This is a genomic window from Streptomyces sp. SAS_270, from assembly GCF_052543295.1.
Genome location: NZ_JBMNDS010000001.1, coordinates 1 through 17,021 on the forward strand (window position 1 = coordinate 1; position 17,021 = coordinate 17,021).

At 68.7% G+C, this 17,021-nt stretch carries 17 protein-coding genes and 1 rRNA gene; 5 read left to right on the forward strand and 13 right to left on the reverse strand.

Annotated features, from left to right (window positions below; all coding sequences use genetic code 11):
* Positions 1–164: 164 nt before the first annotated feature.
* Positions 165–281 (forward strand): 5S ribosomal RNA (rrf, locus tag ACN6LB_RS00005).
* Positions 282–579: 298 nt separating this feature from the next.
* Here the strand turns inward: rrf and ACN6LB_RS00010 are convergent.
* Complete coding sequence (locus ACN6LB_RS00010; protein WP_445024011.1) at positions 580–1,341, reverse strand: CDP-alcohol phosphatidyltransferase family protein; 762 nt, start codon at positions 1,339–1,341, stop codon at positions 580–582.
* A 72-nt stretch (positions 1,342–1,413) separates the two neighbouring features.
* Between ACN6LB_RS00010 and ACN6LB_RS00015 the strand changes: the two genes are divergently transcribed.
* Positions 1,414–1,965: a GNAT family N-acetyltransferase gene (locus ACN6LB_RS00015; protein ID WP_445024012.1), complete on the forward strand. Its 552-nt coding sequence runs from the start codon at positions 1,414–1,416 to the stop codon at positions 1,963–1,965.
* A gap of 55 nt (positions 1,966–2,020) precedes the next feature.
* On the opposite strand, the gene ACN6LB_RS00020 is transcribed toward ACN6LB_RS00015, so the two are convergent.
* The 11 genes from ACN6LB_RS00020 to ACN6LB_RS00070 all read right to left on the reverse strand — a co-directional run bounded on the left by ACN6LB_RS00020 (position 2,021) and on the right by ACN6LB_RS00070 (position 13,589).
* Positions 2,021–3,535, reverse strand: a complete 1,515-nt coding sequence (locus ACN6LB_RS00020) for a type IV secretory system conjugative DNA transfer family protein (protein WP_445024013.1) — start codon at positions 3,533–3,535, stop codon at positions 2,021–2,023.
* A gap of 29 nt (positions 3,536–3,564) precedes the next feature.
* The gene (locus tag ACN6LB_RS00025) at positions 3,565–4,989 is read right to left on the reverse strand and encodes an ATP-binding protein (protein ID WP_356144631.1); all 1,425 of its coding nucleotides are present in this window, start codon (positions 4,987–4,989) and stop codon (positions 3,565–3,567) included.
* A gap of 48 nt (positions 4,990–5,037) precedes the next feature.
* Positions 5,038–6,597 (reverse strand): SCO6880 family protein, encoded by a 1,560-nt coding sequence (locus tag ACN6LB_RS00030; protein ID WP_356144629.1) that lies wholly within the window; start codon positions 6,595–6,597, stop codon positions 5,038–5,040.
* Complete coding sequence (locus ACN6LB_RS00035) at positions 6,594–7,937, reverse strand: hypothetical protein (protein WP_445024014.1); 1,344 nt, start codon at positions 7,935–7,937, stop codon at positions 6,594–6,596. Before ACN6LB_RS00035 ends, ACN6LB_RS00030 begins: the two co-directional genes overlap by 4 nt.
* Positions 7,927–8,778 (reverse strand): hypothetical protein, encoded by an 852-nt coding sequence (locus ACN6LB_RS00040; protein ID WP_445024015.1) that lies wholly within the window; start codon positions 8,776–8,778, stop codon positions 7,927–7,929. Before ACN6LB_RS00040 ends, ACN6LB_RS00035 begins: the two co-directional genes overlap by 11 nt.
* Before the next feature lie 178 nt (positions 8,779–8,956).
* Positions 8,957–9,265 carry a hypothetical protein gene (locus tag ACN6LB_RS00045; RefSeq protein ID WP_018527881.1) on the reverse strand — a complete coding sequence of 103 codons (309 nt, stop codon included), beginning with the start codon at positions 9,263–9,265 and terminating at the stop codon, positions 8,957–8,959.
* Positions 9,266–9,704: 439 nt separating this feature from the next.
* On the reverse strand, positions 9,705–11,069 hold the full coding sequence (locus ACN6LB_RS00050; RefSeq protein WP_445024016.1) for a S53 family peptidase: 1,365 nt from the start codon (positions 11,067–11,069) through the stop codon (positions 9,705–9,707).
* A gap of 247 nt (positions 11,070–11,316) precedes the next feature.
* Positions 11,317–12,228 carry a class A beta-lactamase gene (gene bla / locus ACN6LB_RS00055; protein ID WP_445024188.1) on the reverse strand — a complete coding sequence of 304 codons (912 nt, stop codon included), beginning with the start codon at positions 12,226–12,228 and terminating at the stop codon, positions 11,317–11,319.
* Between the two features lie 80 nt (positions 12,229–12,308).
* Positions 12,309–12,551 carry a DUF397 domain-containing protein gene (locus ACN6LB_RS00060; RefSeq protein WP_445024017.1) on the reverse strand — a complete coding sequence of 81 codons (243 nt, stop codon included), beginning with the start codon at positions 12,549–12,551 and terminating at the stop codon, positions 12,309–12,311.
* On the reverse strand, positions 12,544–12,732 hold the full coding sequence (locus ACN6LB_RS00065; protein WP_356144618.1) for a DUF397 domain-containing protein: 189 nt from the start codon (positions 12,730–12,732) through the stop codon (positions 12,544–12,546). Before ACN6LB_RS00065 ends, ACN6LB_RS00060 begins: the two co-directional genes overlap by 8 nt.
* An 11-nt stretch (positions 12,733–12,743) precedes the next feature.
* Positions 12,744–13,589, reverse strand: coding sequence for a helix-turn-helix domain-containing protein (locus ACN6LB_RS00070; RefSeq protein ID WP_445024018.1), 846 nt, complete (start codon positions 13,587–13,589; stop codon positions 12,744–12,746).
* A gap of 198 nt (positions 13,590–13,787) precedes the next feature.
* Between ACN6LB_RS00070 and ACN6LB_RS00075 the strand changes: the two genes are divergently transcribed.
* Both ACN6LB_RS00075 and ACN6LB_RS00080 read left to right on the forward strand, forming a co-directional pair.
* Positions 13,788–14,210 (forward strand): ATP-binding protein, encoded by a 423-nt coding sequence (locus tag ACN6LB_RS00075; RefSeq protein ID WP_445024019.1) that lies wholly within the window; start codon positions 13,788–13,790, stop codon positions 14,208–14,210.
* A 115-nt stretch (positions 14,211–14,325) separates the two neighbouring features.
* Entirely contained in the window at positions 14,326–15,084 is a 759-nt protein-coding gene (locus ACN6LB_RS00080) for a trypsin-like serine peptidase (protein WP_445024020.1), read from the forward strand.
* 19 nt (positions 15,085–15,103) lie between these two features.
* Here the strand turns inward: ACN6LB_RS00080 and ACN6LB_RS00085 are convergent, their stop codons facing one another.
* Positions 15,104–15,748: a hypothetical protein gene (locus ACN6LB_RS00085; protein ID WP_445024021.1), complete on the reverse strand. Its 645-nt coding sequence runs from the start codon at positions 15,746–15,748 to the stop codon at positions 15,104–15,106.
* 89 nt (positions 15,749–15,837) lie between these two features.
* Here ACN6LB_RS00085 and ACN6LB_RS00090 point away from each other — a divergent pair, with 89 nt between their 5' ends.
* Positions 15,838–16,845: a C40 family peptidase gene (locus tag ACN6LB_RS00090; protein WP_445024022.1), complete on the forward strand. Its 1,008-nt coding sequence runs from the start codon at positions 15,838–15,840 to the stop codon at positions 16,843–16,845.
* The last annotated feature ends 176 nt before the right edge of the window (positions 16,846–17,021 follow it).

Consider the following 17,021-nt stretch of genomic DNA (forward strand, 5'->3'; position numbering starts at 1 on the left):
ACTGGGTTGATAGGCCAGATCTGGAAGGCGGGTAACCGCTGGAGGTGACTGGTACTAATAGGCCGAGGGCTTGTCCTCAGTTGCTCGCGTCCACTGTGTTGGTTCTGAAACCACGAACAACCGTCGTAGCCATGCCACGGCTCCGGTTGACAGTTTCATAGTGTTTCGGTGGTCATAGCGTGAGGGAAACGCCCGGTTACATTCCGAACCCGGAAGCTAAGCCTCACAGCGCCGATGGTACTGCAGGGGGGACCCTGTGGGAGAGTAGGACGCCGCCGAACTCCTTTTAAGAGAAAGCCCCAACTACCGGGTACACACCCGGGAGTTGGGGCTTTTTCACGTTCACCGGGCGGTCATGCTCACGTCAGCACTGGCACGTCAGCACAGCCATGTCACGGTGCCTCCACGCCCGTACAGAAGGCGTCGGTGAAGGTCTCTCCACGGGCACAGGGCGCTCTCTGCATGGCCAAGGGGCCCCGGTCCCAGCACCTGTGGCGGCCGAGCCCTGAGGAGACAGCGAAGCGGGGGTCCCCGGCTCGTGAGCCGGGGCCCACCGCCGTTACCGGTACCGCTTCAGAGCTACTTCAGGCGCGACGACGCCACGATCGACACGATGTGTGCCGGGACCAGAAGCCAGGTGATCGCCGTGACGGCGACCGTTGCGATCCGTGTGGCCGTCAGGTCGCCGAGGGACAGGTCGATGATCGCGGTGACGAGCAGCAGGATCGTGCACTCGATTCCGTTGACCAGGCGGTGCAGTTGGACAGCCGAGGCGATACGGCGGATTCGGGCCAGGCCGCTGGAGCGAGGAACGACGGACTGGTCGGTGGCCTTCTCCATGCCGCTGTCCGACCGGGCCACGTGCACGAGGTCGGAGGACGACTTGAGGAGAAGGACGCCGATGGCGGCCGCGAGGCCGGCCACCAGGTAGAGGTCCAGGCCGAGTTCGGCGGCGCGCCAGCCCATGCCGACCATGACGGCGGCGTCGGCGAGGTAGGCGCCGAGCCGGTCCAGGTAGACGCCGAGCGGGCTGAACTGCTTGCGCCAGCGGGCGACTTCGCCGTCCACGCAGTCGAGCAGCAGATACAACTGCATGAAGACGACGGACAGTACGGCGCCGCCCAGGCCCGGCAGGATCAGGGCGACTCCGGAGAGGACGCCCGCGACGACCATGACGGCCGTGATCTGGTTCGGCGAGAGCCGGGTGCCGAGCATGTGGCGGGTCACGCGCAGGGAGATCGAGCGCATGTAGAGGCGGCCTGCCCAGTGTTCCGCGCGGCTGTCCAGTTTCCCCGGGGGGTGGATGACGTGACGGAGTTCTTCGAGCGTGGGCTTGGGCATGCAGGAATCTCCCTGCTTCTCTCTGCGAATAATGGAGTGGCGGTGTAGCACCTGGATATTACGGTGGCCTGTATGAACCACGTGATCCGCTCCATACGTTCCGAGGAATGGCCCGCCGTGAAGGAACTCCGGCTGGCCGCACTGAAGGACCCGGTTGCCCACCTGGCGTTCCTGGAGACGTACGAGGACGCCATCGCCAGAGCGGACGCGTACTGGCAGGAGCGGGCGGCGGGCGCGGCGGTCGGGACGACCGAGCGGCAGCAGTTCGTCGCCGTGGGGCCGGACGGGGTGTGGGCCGGAACCGCGATCGTGCTGGTCGAGGAGGCCGGGACGCAGGACCCCTTCGGGCAGCCGGTCGAACAGCGCCAGGGGCATGTGGTGGGGGTCTTCGTACGGCCGGAGCACCGCGGGAGCGCGAACGGGATCACCGGGGCGCTCTTCGACGCCGCCCTTGAGTGGTCCTGGGCGATGGGCCTGGAGCGGGTCCGGCTCTTCGTGCACGAGAAGAACTCGCGCGCCGAGGCGTTCTACCGCCGGAGCGGGTTCGCCGCGACCGGCGGCACCGCTCCCGTACCCGGCGACGAGAGCTCGCTGGAGCTGGAGTTCGCGATCCTGCCGTCATAGGTCCGGGCCTTGTAAGTCCTGCCGTCGCAGTCCCTGCCGTCGTACCGGGGCGGTGCTACACCGGTAGCTCGTACTGCGGCCAGCGCGCCCGGCCCTGTTCCCGGGAGCGGAGCAGGGCCAGCGTCGGCAGGCCCCGGTCAGGGCCGGCGGACAGCAGCTCCGGCAGCTGGGGAAGCGGAGCCACCGCCGCCACGTCGTCCAGGACGAGCGTAAGTGGTGGGTCGAGGCGACCGGAGGATGACCGTTCGGCCATGCGCCGGCCACGCTCGACCACGCTTGAGGCGAGGGCCGTCAGGAGCGGCATCGCGCCGGGGTTCGCCTTGGGGTCCTCGATGGGTTCACCGACCACATAAAGCGTGCCCCCTTCGTTGACAAAGGAATCCAAGGCGAGGGTGTCAGTTCGATTCGATGTGCAGGATTCCCGGATGTTGACCGTGAACAGGGCGGACAGCGCGCGAGCCGTCAACTCCTGCGCTATGTCGCGCCGTTCGGGGTGCGAGGTGAGCGCCGCCTCCAGTTCGCCGGCAGCTCCGGACGCGGCCTTGGGGTTCGTACGGAGGGTTCGTACGGCGTCCTGGACCTGGGTGCCCTGTGCCCAGCGGTGGACGTGGCGGAACGCCCTGCCCTCCACCGCGGCGGCGTGGAGATAGCTCCGCAGGAGCGTTTCCGCGACGTCTGCCATCGCCTGGTCCACCTTGGCGCCGGGGCGCACCGGGGCGAGCAGCGCCGCCGCCCTTGCCACGGCCGTCGCCTTGTCCTCGCAGCCCGTGGCCGGGGACCAGTGGAGGCGGGCCGGGGTGTCGCACAGGTGCGTGGGGTCGTAGAGGAGGACGGGGCCCAGCTTGGCTCTCGCGTCCTTGGTCTCCGACCAGACCGTCGGGTTCGAGGTGACGACCAGGACGGGGCCCTCGGCGTCCCGTACGGCCTGGATGGCCACCGGGTGCCGGGTCTCGGCGGGGCCGAGGAGGACGGGGCCTCGGGGGGCGGGGACCTGTAGTTGGGGCTCGGGCTGAGGGACTGGGACTGGGGCTGGTGCAGGCGCGGGCTGTTCGTGGGGGGTGGGGATTTCCTTCGCCCCCTCCGCCCCTTCCCTTCCCGTTTCTGGGGGCTGCGCCCCCTTGCCCCCTGCTTCGGCCTGGACGGCCTCGTCCTCAAACGCCGGACGGGCTGACCTGGCTCGTCGGACCGCTCGCCATCTCGTCACCGTGCCCATCACGAACACCGTCAGTACGAACAGCACCATCAGCTGGCCGATGAACAGGCCCCAGAAGAGGCCGTAGCCGGACAGTTGGTTCTTGGGGGTGTCCGGCCAGGCGCCGGGGACGTCGTGCGGCCGGCCGATCAGGTGGTGCATGGCCAAGGGGGTGCGCGCGAAGGTGACGTGGTCGGGCCAGGTGCCCTGGGCGAACCAGGCCGCGAGGCCCGTGGCCGACCACACCATCAGGGTCATGCCGAGGAGGAAGGCGAGGAACCCGACCAACAGGCCGTCGGGGATGCCCCCTTCGCCCTCGCGGCGGGCCTCGCGGCGCTGATCAGGGCGGCGGTCGCGCCCGCGCTCGTCCGGTCTCATCTCAGGTCCCCGCTCTCCGCTCGCCGCTCTCACGCCACCGTGGACTCGGACGAGTCGTCGAGATCGCTGAGATGTTGCTCCATGAAGGCCGCCGCGCGCTCCTCCGCCTCCAGCTCGGCTGCGTGCAGCGCGTCGTCGGAGAGGTGGTCGACGGAGGACTCGGTCATGGCGCGGTCGGTGAAGACGAGGGGGCGTTCGGTCTCCGTGATCAGGTGCTTGACCACCTGGACATTGCCGTTGACGTCCCAGACCGCGATGCCGGGGGTCAGGGTCGGGATGATCTCCACCGCCCACCGGGGCAGGCCGATCACGCGTCCTGTCGCCCTCGCCTCGTCCGCCTTCTGGGCGTAGATAGTCCGGGTCGAGGCCATCTTCAGGATGGCGGCCGCCTCCTTGGCCGCCGCCCCGTCCACCACGTCCGACAGGTGGTGGACGACCGCCACGAACGACAGACCGAGCCGTCGGCCGAACTTCAGCAGACGCTGGAAGAGCTGGGCGACGAAGGGGCTGTTGATGATGTGCCACGCCTCCTCGACCAGGAAGATGCGCTTCTTGCGGTCGGGGCGGATCCAGGTGTGCTCCAGCCACACGCCGACGATCGCCATCAGGATGGGCATGGCGATGGAGTTGCGGTCGATGTGGGAGAGGTCGAAGACGATGAGGGGCGCGTCCAGGTCGATGCCGACCGTCGTGGGGCCGTCGAACATGCCCCTCAGGTCGCCGTCGACCAGGCGGTCCAGAACCAGGGCGACGTCGAGTCCCCAGGCCCGTACGTCGTCTATGGCGACGTTCATCGCCTCGGCCGACTCCGGTTCCGGGTGGCGCAGTTGCTCCACGATGTCGGTCAGGACGGGCTGGCGGTCGAGGATCGTCTCGTTCACGTACGCGTGCGCGACCTTGAGCGCGAAGCCGGAGCGCTCGTCGAGGCCGTGGCCCATCGCGACCTCGATGATGGTCCGGAGCAGCGCCAGCTGTCCGGTCGTCGTGATCGCCGGGTCCAGGGGGTTGAGGCGGATCCCCATGTCCAGGGCCGCCGTCGGGTCCAGCCGGATGGGGGTTATCCCCAGCTCTTCCGCGATGAGGTTCCATTCGCCGACGCCGTCCTCGCCCTGTGCGTCGAGGACGACGACCTGACGGTCGCGGAACCTCAACTGCCGTAGGACGTACGTCTTCTCGAGCGCCGACTTGCCGTTGCCGGACTCGCCGAGGACCAGCCAGTGCGGTGCCGGGAGCTGCTGGCCGTACAGCTGGAAGGGGTCGTAGATGTAGCCCTTCCCGGAGTACACCTCGCGTCCGATGATGACGCCGGAGTCGCCGAGGCCGGGTGCGGCGGTCGGCAGGTAGACCGCCTGGGCCTGGCCCGTCGACGTACGCACCGGAAGCCGGGTGGTCTCGATCTTGCCGAAGAGGAAGGACGTGAAGGCGTCGGTGGCGGCGGTCAGCGGATCCCGCATCAGATCATCAGCCCCATCAGAACATCGGCCCCATCAGAAAGTCGGCCCCTACCTGCGGATTCCGGTCGCGAACGGCAGTGTGTTCACGAAGGCGCGGTGGTGCTCGCGGTCGCACCACTCCAGCTTCAGATACGACTTGCCGGCGGAGGCACGGATCGTGCGCTTGTCGCGGGCCAGGGCCTCCGGGGAGCGTGAGGAGACGGTGATGTAGCCGACCAGGTTGACGCCGGCGGCGCCGCTCGCGAGGTCCTCACCGCGCTGGTCCAGGCGGTTGTGCGAGGCGATGTCGCGCGGGTCGACGGTGCGGTTCATCTTGGCGGCGCGGGACGCCTCCGCGTCGTCGTTCGTCTTCTCGGTCAGCATGCGCTCGATGGCGATCTCGGTGGGTTCGAGGTCCATCGTGACGGCGACCGTGCGGATGACGTCCGGGGTGTGAACCAGCAGCGGGGCAAGGAAGTTGACGCCGACCGGGGTCATCGGCCACTCCTTCACCCAGGCCGTGGAGTGGCACCAGGGCGCGCGCGTGGAGGACTCGCGGGTCTTCGCCTGGAGGTACGTCGGCTCCATCGCGTCGAGCTCGGCCGGCCAGGCGTTCCGCTTCGTCATCGCCTGGATGTGGTCGATGGGGTGGTCCGGGTCGTACATGGAGTGCACGAGCGACGCCAACCGACCCTGGCCCAGTGGCTGTCGTACGCGGATGTCGGCTTCCTGCAGCCGCGAGCAGATGTCGGTCAGCTCGCGGGCCATGACGACGGCGAGTCCCGCGTCCCGGTCGATCTTCCGGCCGCCCTGCGGTCGCGCCGCACGGGCCATCGCCTGTGCCTCGGCGGCCAGTTCACGCGAGTAGTGCATGCAGGCGACGAGGTAGGCGCGGTGCTGCTCGCTGCTGGTCGACACCATGGACTGGAGCTGGTCGTACGACTTCTGCAGCCAGCCGGGGGACCGGTCGTCCCCGCGTACGGAGACGTCCTTGGCGTGGGCGTCCGGGTCGGCGGGGAGGGTGCGGGCGAGCATCTGGATGCGGGTGACGAAGCCGTCGCCGTTCGCGACGTGCTTCAGCAGTGTGCCGAAGCGGTCGACGAGGGCTTCCTGGTCCTCGCTGTCGCGCAGGCCGACGCCCGGGCCCTCGATCTCGAGCGCGGCCGTGACCGTGCGCCGGTCGGCGTGCAGGAGTACGGCGATCTCGTCGGGCCCGAACGGTGCGGCGAGCCAGCTGATCCGGCCGATGCCGGGCGGCGGGCCGATCTCGACCTCGCGGCCGTCGACGCGGGTGCCCGCCTCCATGACGTTGCTTCGGTACGCCGTGCCCTTGCGCAGGCTGCGCTTGTAACTGCGGTTGATCTCGAACCACTTGTAGAACGTCCGCCGCTTGTACGGGACGTACACCGCGGCGAGGGCGACCAGCGGGAAGCCCATCAGCAGCACGATGCGGAACAAGAGGACGGGGACGAGGAGCCCGCACATCATGCCGAGGAACGCGCCCACGATGATCAGCGCGATCTCGCCGGACTCGCGGTTCCTGCCGACGATCGCGTTCGGCCGGGCGCGGCCGATCAGATATGTACGGCGGGGCGTGACCGGATGGGACACGTGGGACTCGGTCGTCAACGCCCTTCACCTCCCGTGCGGTTGCTTCTGCTGGTACCTGTACTGCCGTTGCGGCTGTTGCTCGCGTGCGGTGTGTTCGCCGGGCTGCTGCGCGGCGGGGGTGCGGCGGAGGGGACAGATCCGCCGCCACCCGTGGGCGTACGTGTGCTGTGAGCGGCCACGCCGCCGGACGCGGGGTTGGTGGGCCGCTGGTTGCCGCCACCGCCTCCCCCGCCGCCGTTGTTGTCCGCGCGGGAGCTGTGGGTCTTGATGCCCTGCGCGACCAGGGTCGCCGGGGAGCTGATCACGGCCGCGGCCTTGCCCTCGGCGCCCTGCATGATGCGGTTGTTGCGGGAGCCCGCGATCTCGTCGCCGAAGCCCGGGACGAAGCGGTAGATCATCGCGCTCGCGAAGATGGCGAGCAGGATGATGGCGAGGCCGGAGACCACGGCGGAGAAGGCGTCGGGTCCGTCGTCCGCGGACAGGGCGCCGGCCAGGCCCAGCACGATGACGATGACCGGTTTCACCAGGATCACCGCGATCATGATGCCTGCCCAGCGGCGGACGTGGCCCCACAGGTTCTTGTCGACGAGCCCCGCGTACACGACCGTGCCGAGGAGCGCACCGACGTACAGCAGCGCGGCTCTGATCACCAGCTCCAGCCAGAGCACGCCTGCGGCGAGGATCGACACCAGCGACACCACGATCAGCATGATCGGGCCGCCGCCGATGTCCGTGTTCTTCTTCAGCGCCTCGGAGAACGTGCCGAAGAAGGTGTCCGTCTGGTTGCCGGTCGTCTTCGCCAGGACTTCGGTGACGCCGTCGGTCGCGGACACGACCGTGTACAGGATCAGCGGGGTGAACGCCGAGGCCAGGACGGTGAGCCAGAGGAAGCCGATCGCCTCCGAGAGCGCGGTGGTGAGGGGGACGCCTCGCACCGCCCTCTTGGCCACGGCCAGCAGCCACAGCAGCAGGGTCAGGATCGTCGACGCGGCGAAGACCACGGCGTACTGCTGGAGGAACTTCTGGTTCGTGAAGTCCACGTTCGCCGTGTCCTTCACGGCTTCGCTGAGCTTGTCGACCGTCCAGGAGGCCGCCTCCGCGCAGCCCTTTGCCAGGGAGGAGAGGGGGTCGAGGGTGCTGGTGGGGTCGTTGTTGCCGGTTACGCCGGAGCCGGATTTGTTGTTGCCGCGTTCGCAGTACTGCTTTGCGGGGCCCGAGATCCGTGAGCAGGGGTCGGTGCTGGATGAGGGCTTCGGGCTGGGGGCGGCGACGGCTCGGGTCGCCAGCAGGACTGCGGTCGCCTGAGCGGCGGCCACGATGCTGGTGAGCTTGAGCACGCGGTGCTGGCTACCGGGCATACGTGAACCCTCCGAACTCCTCGACAGCCTTGCCGATGTCCTCGGCCCCGGAGACGGGGTCGTCGGCGTTGACGGGGGTTGGGCCGGTTTTCTGACTGGTCTCAAGGATCTTCCAGTCACCACCGGTCCAGTTCAGCTTCATCGTCACGGTGAACCAGCCGTTGGACACGGGGGTGGTGGAGGCTTCGCCGGTGAGACCGAACAGGCTGTTGCACCAGACTTCGACGGTGGCCGCGTCAGCGCCGGAGGACGTGATCTTGGTGCCCGCGGGCAGCGTGCGGTTCACGAAGGTGCTGCCCGCGGGTGCGCTGCCGTCGTCCTTGAGGCCGAGCTTCTTGAAGAAGTCTGCCGTGTAGTCGGCGTCGAACCCGGACTGGAGTCGGTTCAGCGCACCGGGATCGGCAAGGTTCTGCACGATCTCGTGCCGCTTGGCGGCGTTGAACATGCCCTCGGACCCCAGGACCACCGCATAGTTCGCCGCCGCGCTCTGCGCCCCCTGCTCGCTGTGGGCGAAGCCCGATGGGATTCCGGCGACCTTTGAATCCACCGGGCGCTCGCCGGAGGGTGCTGTGGCCGAGGTCTTGGTCTTGTTGGTGCTGTCGCTGCCCGAAGAGGAGTCGTCGTCGCCGCCGCGGTTCGCGAAGGCGATGGCCGCAATCAGCAGGACGACCACACCGACCACGGTGACCAGGCTGCGGGAGGAGGACCGGCCGCGCCGGGCGCCACCGTAGGGGTCGCCGCCGCGGTCGGGGAGGCGGGTCCGGGTCTGGCCGGTGCCGCCGTAGCCCCCTTCGTCGTCGCGCGAGGTGTCGCCGTATCCGGGCTCGTCGCCGAGACTCATGCCGCGTACGCCCCCTCGACCTCTTGGTGAACCGCGTAGTACGACGGTAGCCGTGCTGGCCGCCGCGCGGGCGCGGTGTGGTGACTCGACATCAGGGAAACGCAACCTCAGCCGGTGGGCACGACGGACGGGTGGGTTGAAGGGGAGCAGGGGGATCCGGGTGCTGCCGGCGGCCGGGCTACACGGCCATGCCGTACACGATGGTGAAGAGCGTGCCGAGGGAGCCGATGATGAAGACTCCGGTCAGGCCCGCGATGATGAGGCCCTTGCCCTGCTCGGCGCTGAAGGTGTCGCGCAGGGCCGTGGCGCCGATGCGCTGCTTGGCCGCGCCCCAGATCGCGATGCCGAGGCAGAGCAGGATGGCGACCGCCATCACGACCTCGATCATCACGCGCGCCTCGTTGCCCAGGCTGCCGAAGGGGCCCCAGTCCGGGGCGATCCCGCCGATGATCGTGGTGATGTCGCCCTTTTCGGCTGCAAGAAGCATGTAAGTCACCGCCCCTAGTGGGTAGTTCTGCCCCCTCTGCCCACGGTGCGCAGAGGTCGGGCCCATTCTCGCCGAGAATGACGCTGCCGTATGTCGACTTGGCGTCATTGGTTGGCGGGTTTCGTACGAATACCTGGTCGCCGGTCCACACGGAACCCTCACGGGAGTGCGGATCGGTTTACGAGGAGTCGTATGGTCACTCTGTGTATCACGGCAGGTCACGCCGGGCAATGAGGTCGAACCGGAACCTGTGGTGTGGTTCCGTCGTTAACCCCTTCTACGGCCACGACCCGGCCGTATCCCTGTTTCTGACGGGTGGTCGGGCGGGTGGTCGAGTCGGCGGTCGAGCCGGTGTTCTCCGGGTGAAGGCTATCCCGGACACGGCGAACGGGCCGCGGCTGGTCGCCGCGGCCCGCATCTTCCCGGAGGTTGGCTCGGATCAGCCGGTGAAGGCGTCGAGGCCCTCGGGCGTGCCCCAGCCGGTCGGGCCGTCGTAGCCCGACTTCGCGGTGCAGAAGTAGCTGGTGGTGCAGGTGCCGTTGCTGCCGCTGGTCACGTCGTTGAGGGCGGAGGTGCCGGCCGCGTTGTACGGGTACTGGGCCGGGTAGTCGCTGGTGCCCGGGGTGCCCGCGAGGGCGTAGACGCCGGCGATGATCGGGGCGGAGGCGCTGGTGCCGCCGTAGGTGTTCCAGCCGGTGCCGTCGGCGCCGTAGGTGTCGTAGACCGAGACGCCGGTGGCGGGGTCGGCGACGGCGGAGACGTCGGACTCCATGCGCTTGGTGCAGCCGGTGTCGGTCTGCCAGGTCGGCTTGGTGTCGTACGCGGAGCAGCCGGAGCCGGTGCCCTCGGTGCTGCTGGTGTTCCAGACCTTCTCGGTCCAGCCGCGGGAGTTGGAGCTGGTGGAGAGGGCGGTGCCGCCGACGGCGGTGACGTAGCGGGAGGCGGCAGGGTACTCGGCGCCGTAGCCCTCGTCGCCCGCGCTGACGGTGATGGCGACGCCGGCGTGGTTGAAGTACGAGGAGTCGTACGACGTGTCGGAGGAGGACTCCGAGCCGCCGTAGCTGTTGGAGACGAACTTCGCGCCGAGCTTGACGGCCTCGTTCACGGCCGTGCCGAGGTTGGCCATGGAGGACGACTTGGCCTCGACGAGCAGGATGTTGCAGTTCGGGCAGATGGCGCTGGCCATGTCGACGTCGAGCGAGATCTCACCGGCCCAGCCGCTGTCGGCGGTGGGGAGGGAGGTCGTGGAGCCGGTCTGGCTGACCTTCTTGAAGCAGCCGCTGGCGGTGGTGCACGCCGGGAGGCCGTAGTACGAGCGGTAGGCCGTGAGGTCGGCCGCGGCGTTCGGGTCGTCGTACGCGTCGACGATCGCGATGGTCTCGCCGGAGCCGTTGGAGGACGCGGCGTCCGTCAGGCCGTAGGCGTCCTGGAGGTCACTCGGGCCGTAGCCGGTGGGGGTGGCGGAGGCCGCCTTCGGCGAGACGGCCTTCGCCGTGACGCCCTTCTTCTTCGCCTGTTCCTTCTGGAAGGCGGTGACGCCACCCGTGACGCGCAGCGCGTTGCAGGTCAGGTCGCCCTTCTTCTTGGGCGTGGCGCAGCCTTCCGGGGTCCAAGTGACCTTGGAGGAGGCGGCCTTGGCCGCGGCGGACGGCGTGACGGCCGGTGCGGCACTGGCGTCGACAGCGGTGCCGAGTCCGGCGACCAGCAGGGCGGCGGTGGCGGCGGCCGCGGAGCCTATTCGACGCCAACCGGCGCGTATGGGACGTCTGTTGTCGGGGGCGCTGTGGGGGGTTTCGGTACGCAACGTACAGCTCCTGAGAGTTGTGGACAGGGGCAGTGCGGGTGCCACCCGCCGGGCGCTGTGTGGACCCGGCGGGCCGGGTCTGTGACCCGCGTAGACCTTGACCTTGTTGAGTACGTGACAACAAGAGCGATCCGGAATCCTGACCCCCGGCTTACTGAACGCAGGATTCCGCGTTACCGATCAATGGCAGCTCGATGGCTGGAAGCTGACGTTGCCTTGACCCAACTCACAGGAACTGCCGGGGGGTTTACGAGGGCCGGGTCACCGCCTGCGCGAGTACGGCCGCCGTCTCGGCGATCAGCGGATTGTCCGGGGCGGCGGTCGCGTCCGGCTTGGTGGTGAGGACGGCCAGCACGATCGGGGTACCGTCCGGCGTCCAGGCGATGCCCACGTTGTTGTTGGAGCCGTAGGCGCCGGCACCCGTCTTGTCGGCGATCGTCCAGTCCTTCGGCAGGCCCTTGCGGAAGCGTTCGCCGCTGGTCGTGTTGGCCAGCAGCCAGCCGGTCAGGCGTTCACGGTCCGGCGCGTCCAACGCGCTGCCGAGGATCAGACGGCCGTACGTGCGGCCGATCGCGGCCGGGGTCGTGGTGTCCTGCGTCCGCCACGGCTCGCACGTGTTGACGTCCGGCTCCCAGCGGTCGAGCCGCGTCATGCCGTCGCCGACGGAGCGGCAGAAGCGGGTCACCGCCGCGGGGCCGCCGAGCTCGCGCAGCAGCAGGTTCCCCGCGGCGTTGTCGCTCTGGCAGATCGCCGCCGCGCAGAGTTCCGCGATGGTCATGCCCTCGGCCAGGTGCTTGCCCGTCTCCGGGGAGCCCTGCGCCCGGTCCAGGTCCGCCTGCGTGTAGAAGATCCGCTTGGCGAGCGTCTCGCCGTCCCGGTCGAGATCCCTGAGGACGGCCGCCGCGGCCAGTGTCTTGAACACCGACATCATGGGGAATCGTTCCGCCGCGCGGTGTCTCACGGTGGCCTTCGTCCCGAGGTCGTACGCGAACACGCCCAGCCTGGCGCCGTGTTGCTCCTCGAGCTCGCGCAGCAGGACGTGCACGCCCCCGCTACGGGTGCCCGCGTGCGCCTGACCTGCGGTGAGCGCGAGCGTGGTGGCGGCGCCTCCTGCGAGGAGGGTGCGGCGGGTCAGCTTGGTCTTTTCGGTGCCTGAGATCGTCCGTCTCCTTCTGTCGTCCCTGCCTTTTGGGCAGGGACGATCTCGGTGGGGGCGCTGGTTTCACCCGACGGTCACCTCTACTGGTCCGTCAGCCCCTCGACGAAGTGGTCGAACTCGCCTGCCTGTACGCCGAGTACGAAGGCGTCCCACTTCCGGCGGTTCGTGGTCACCACGTTGTCCGGGTCGCTGGTCTCGCGGATGTAGACCGGGGCGTCGCCGTCCTCGCCTTCGCCGAAGGCCAGCTCGATCCAGGGGCCGGGGCCGGTCGCGTCGTCGGGGGCGGCGCGGACCCAGTCGAGGTTCGGGGGGATTTCAGCCACGGGGGCTTTCCTTCTTGAGGGTGCGGAGGAGGGTGCGGAAGGCGGCGGGGGCCGCCTTCAGTATTGCTTCGCCGGGGTCGGCGGTTTCGGTGAGTTGGATGGCACCGGGGGCGGCGGCGACGTGCACGCAGGAGTTTCCTTCTGGGCAGTACGACGACTTCTGCCAATCGAGTGTGGGCATCTCGGGCTCCTTCACCGGTCCTTGAGGATGTTGTGGATGAACGCCTGCGACTCATCAGGGGCGAGGGCTGCAGACTCCATGCGGTCGAGCAGTACGCGGTACTTGTCCAGCTGGGCTTCGGCGTCGAGGAACACCGGGCCGTGCGACTGGTCGAGGTTCACGGTGTCGAGGAGCGGTACGGGCCCCTCGGCGTAGTAGATCGACTGGCCGGAGCCGGGGAAGACGTTCGAGTCGAACGGGATGACATGGATGGCGATGTGGTCCCGCTCGTTCATGTCCAGCAAGTACTTGAGCTGCTCTCGGGTCACATCCGGCCCGGCGAACTTCATGCGCAGGGCGGCCTCGTGAATGATCACTTGGTGCGGGGTCGGGGGGACCCGGAAGAGGATGGCCTGCCGCTTGACCCGGAACGTCACCCGGTGTTCCACATCCGGCGGCGGGAGTTCTGGTACGGCCTGACGAAAGATCTCGCGGGCGTACTCCGTGGTCTGGAAGAGACCTGGGATGTGCACGGTCACGGCCGTACGCAGCCGCGTGGCGTGATGTTCGAGTTCCGCAAGGTCCAGGAGGGCGGCGGGCAACAGCTCGCGGTACTCCTCCCACCACCCCCGCTTGCGACCAGGGGTCATGCCCGCGAGCGCCTCAACAAGAGCCTTGTCCGAGCAGTCGTAGTGGCAGGCGATGGTGCGCAGGCGGTCTGGGCTTACGCCATGACGGCCGGCCTCGATATTGCTGACCTGGTTCTGCTTGATGCCGAGTAGCTGTGCCGCCTGTGTGGAGCTCAGGCCGGACCGCTCGCGCAGCTTGCGGAGTTCGGCCCCCAGCCGGAGTTGACGCCCCGTGGGGGTTCCTCTCATGGCCACCGTCGTTCTCCCTGTCACCCACACGTATGAACCCTGAAGCACTTCAGGTATCTGGGTCTAAGAACTTACAACTTAGCGCTAGCTTCTTCTCGGGCGCCATGTCACCCAGAAGCACCCCGCTCGACGGAGCGGCCTGGTCACTGGGCACCGCAGTGAGACCACTCAACTCCCCTCCGTGATCGGAGACTTCCGATGGCCACCGTATCCCCCACCTGGGCCTACACCCTTCAACTCCCGCACGATCCACGCGCACCGGGGATCGCCCGGGCAACCCTCCGTACCGTCCTCGCCGCGCACGGCTTGACCGGGCTCACCCCCACCGCCGAGCTGCTGGCCTCGGAACTCCTCACCAACGCCCATCTCCACACCGCCGGCCCGTACGCCCTCCGCGTCCACACCGAGGGCTCCGACCGCCTCCGTATCGCCGTATGGGACTCCGATCCGCTCCTCCCGCCCGGCTTCGGCGACCCCGGCGTACCCCCGCGGCCCGCGGACACCGAGGAGCACGGCCGCGGTCTGCACCTGGTGCGAGCCTGCGCCGACGCGTGGGGCGCGGCCGCCACCCAGGACGGCAAGCTGCTCTGGGCCGAGTGTCAGTGGGGTGGCCTACGGTGAGGGGGTGTGATCGGAGCGTGATCCGGGCAGCTCATGGGTCGGCACAGTGAATTCTCAGCGTCCTCCAAGCCCGTCCGAGGTTTTTTCTCACCCTCGTGGGTCACAGTGCTGAGTGATGAAGCACCTCACGCGTCTCACTGGAACCCACCGGTACGCGGCCTTCGGCGCCGTCCTGCTGCTGGCGGCGACGTCGTCCTCGTTGGCGGCGGCGGACGACGGGCCGGGCCCCTTCGGTGTGACCGTGCAGGCCGCCGCGAACTCGGCGAGCGCCCGGGTAGGAGCCCTGTTCCGGGGCCATCTCGCGGACGGGCACTTCTGTACGGCCTCGGTCGTGCACAGCAAGGGGCGGGACCTGATCGTCACCGCCGCGCACTGCGTGGACGGCGGCGGAAAGCTCCGGTTCGCGCCCGGTTACCGGGACGGGAAGGCGCCGTACGGCGTGTGGGAGGTCGAGAGGACCTACCTCGGCGACGCGTGGACCGGGGCGCAGGACGAGGACAGTGACGTCGCCTTCGCCGTCGTTGCCGACGACGACGAGGGCGAGAGCGTCGAGGACGTCGTCGGGGGCAACGCCTTCGCCACCCACCGCACGACCGGGGCCACCGCCGTCACCGTCACCGGCTACCCCAACACCCTCGACACGCCCATCACCTGCACCAACAAGCCCACCGCGCACAGCTCCAGCCAGCAGCGCATCGAGTGCCCCGACTTCACCGGCGGCACCAGCGGAAGCCCCTGGGTGAACGGCGACGGCGCGGTCGTCGGGATCCTCGGCGGGCACGAGCAGGGCGGGAGCACCGCAGACATCTCCTACAGCGTCGTCCTCGGGGACGAGGCCGCCGCGCTGTACAGTGCGGCGGCCGACAGGAGTTGAAGCCGGCGGCCGACACCCCCTAGTTCGCCTGGTTGGCGACGAACGCGGCGATCCAGCCCAGCGGCAGGAGCAGCCACACGTACGCGAGCGGGCGCTGCCAGACCGGCTTTCCCGGGTCGAGCACGACACCCGTCGGCGACGGGGTCGGCTGCGGCAGCTTCTTGATCTTCGAGTGGGCGTGCAGGTTCGCCAGCAGGGTGAACCAGACGTAGAAGAGGATCGAGCCCACGCTCCACCAGCCGCCCGCCAGCGTCTTCGTCGTCATGTCACGGTGGACCGAGGTCGCGCACGAGCGGCACAGCGGGCCCTCCATCTTGGAGAACCGCATCGCGACCAGCAGCCCCGTGTGCTGACGAATCGTCACGTCACCGGCCGGCTGCGCCCCGCAGATACGGCAGGGGGGAGTCGTCGGGGCGGCGGCGCCCGGCTGGCCGTACGGATTCGGGTTGTGGACATAGCCGGCCTGCGGCGGGACCTGTCCCTGCGCGTACTGGGGCTGTCCCTGCGCGTACTGCGGCTGCCCGGGCTGCGGCTGTCCCTGTGCGTACGAGTTCTGCCCGTACGGCGGGTTCTGGCCGTACGCGGCCTGGTTTGGCGCGTAATCGCCTTGCGGGGCGTAGGGGTTGCCCTGAGACGCGTTCGGATGCTGGGGCGGGGTCGCCACGTGCGGTTTCTCCTTGTGGATGATCGTCCCGGAGTGCCCGGGCCGCCTCTACACTGACGGTCGGCGGACTCCTGGTCGGCGAGGGGCGGTTGACGGTGCGTAGGGCATGGATCGTAGCGACCGCTGCCGCCGCGGCAGGGGTCGGCTTCGTGATGCTGCTCGTCGTCGGCGTCTACATGGTCGCGGGGAACCTCGCGGGCGGGGTCGGGCAGGGTGCCGTCGCGCTCGCCAAGGGCGCCGTACCGGCCGCGTACCAGACGGTCGTGCAGAAGTGGGGCAACCTGTGCTCCGCCATCAATCCTGCGCTGCTGGCTGCCCAGCTGTATCAGGAGAGCGGGTTCAATCCGAACGCCAAGAGCCCGGCGAAGGCGGAGGGAATAGCGCAGTTCATTCCGGGGACCTGGGCCACGCACGGAATCGACGGCGACGGCGACGGGGACCGCGATGTCTGGGACCCCAATGACGCGATTCCGTCGGCCGCGTCGTACGACTGCAAGCTCGCCTCGTACGTGAAGGACGCGCCCGGCAACCAGACGGAGAACATGCTCGCCGCGTACAACGCGGGGGCGTACGCCGTCATCAAGTACGGGGGCGTACCGCCGTACCGGGAAACCCAGAACTACGTGAAGACGATTACGAGTCTGGAGAAGAGCTTCGCCGCGCCCGTGACCCGGGTGGACCCCTCGAAACAGGCGGCCGGAGCGATCTACTACGCGCAGAAGAAGCTCGGCACCCCCTACCTCTGGGGTGGCAACGGCACCTCCGACCAGGGCGGACGCTTCGACTGCTCCGGGCTGACAAAAGCCGCGTACGACGCCGTCGGGGTCACCCTGCCGCGGGTCGCCAACGACCAGTACAACGCCGGGCCGCACCCCAAGCGGGAAGAGCTGCTTCCGGGGGATCTCGTGTTCTTCTCGGACGACCTCACCAATTCCCGGGCCATCCGGCATGTGGGGATTTATGTCGGCGGCGGATACATGATTGATGCGCCGAAACCGGGCGCCGTCATCCGCTTCGACTCCATCGACACCCCCGACTACTTCGGGGCGACCCGGGTCACCGAAGATGGCGCGAAAGCATTGCCCACCACGGTGTGAACCCACCGTGAACCCACCCCCTGAGCTGCGGCAATGTGTCTCTCTTCGATAACGTCTGCGTGATCATTCGGTGGAGTGTGGAACGTATTGAAGGAAGCCGTGCGTTCCTTTTCAGTAGACGTTCACGTAGGGGCGAGTCTTCGACGCGGATCTACGACCACGGGGGTGGGACGAGC

Excerpts from the sequence above, each read along its gene's own strand:
- ACN6LB_RS00010 (WP_445024011.1), bottom strand. The coding sequence starts at position 1,341 with ATGCCCAAGCCCACGCTCGAAGAACTCCGTCACGTCATCCACCCCCCG.
- ACN6LB_RS00015 (WP_445024012.1), top strand. The coding sequence starts at position 1,414 with ATGAACCACGTGATCCGCTCCATACGTTCCGAGGAATGGCCCGCCGTG.
- ACN6LB_RS00020 (WP_445024013.1), bottom strand. The coding sequence starts at position 3,535 with ATGAGACCGGACGAGCGCGGGCGCGACCGCCGCCCTGATCAGCGCCGC.
- ACN6LB_RS00025 (WP_356144631.1), bottom strand. The coding sequence starts at position 4,989 with ATGCGGGATCCGCTGACCGCCGCCACCGACGCCTTCACGTCCTTCCTC.
- ACN6LB_RS00035 (WP_445024014.1), bottom strand. The coding sequence starts at position 7,937 with ATGCCCGGTAGCCAGCACCGCGTGCTCAAGCTCACCAGCATCGTGGCC.
- ACN6LB_RS00040 (WP_445024015.1), bottom strand. The coding sequence starts at position 8,778 with ATGAGTCTCGGCGACGAGCCCGGATACGGCGACACCTCGCGCGACGAC.
- ACN6LB_RS00045 (WP_018527881.1), bottom strand. The coding sequence starts at position 9,265 with ATGCTTCTTGCAGCCGAAAAGGGCGACATCACCACGATCATCGGCGGG.
- ACN6LB_RS00065 (WP_356144618.1), bottom strand. The coding sequence starts at position 12,732 with ATGCCCACACTCGATTGGCAGAAGTCGTCGTACTGCCCAGAAGGAAAC.
- ACN6LB_RS00070 (WP_445024018.1), bottom strand. The coding sequence starts at position 13,589 with ATGAGAGGAACCCCCACGGGGCGTCAACTCCGGCTGGGGGCCGAACTC.
- ACN6LB_RS00075 (WP_445024019.1), top strand. The coding sequence starts at position 13,788 with ATGGCCACCGTATCCCCCACCTGGGCCTACACCCTTCAACTCCCGCAC.
- ACN6LB_RS00080 (WP_445024020.1), top strand. The coding sequence starts at position 14,326 with ATGAAGCACCTCACGCGTCTCACTGGAACCCACCGGTACGCGGCCTTC.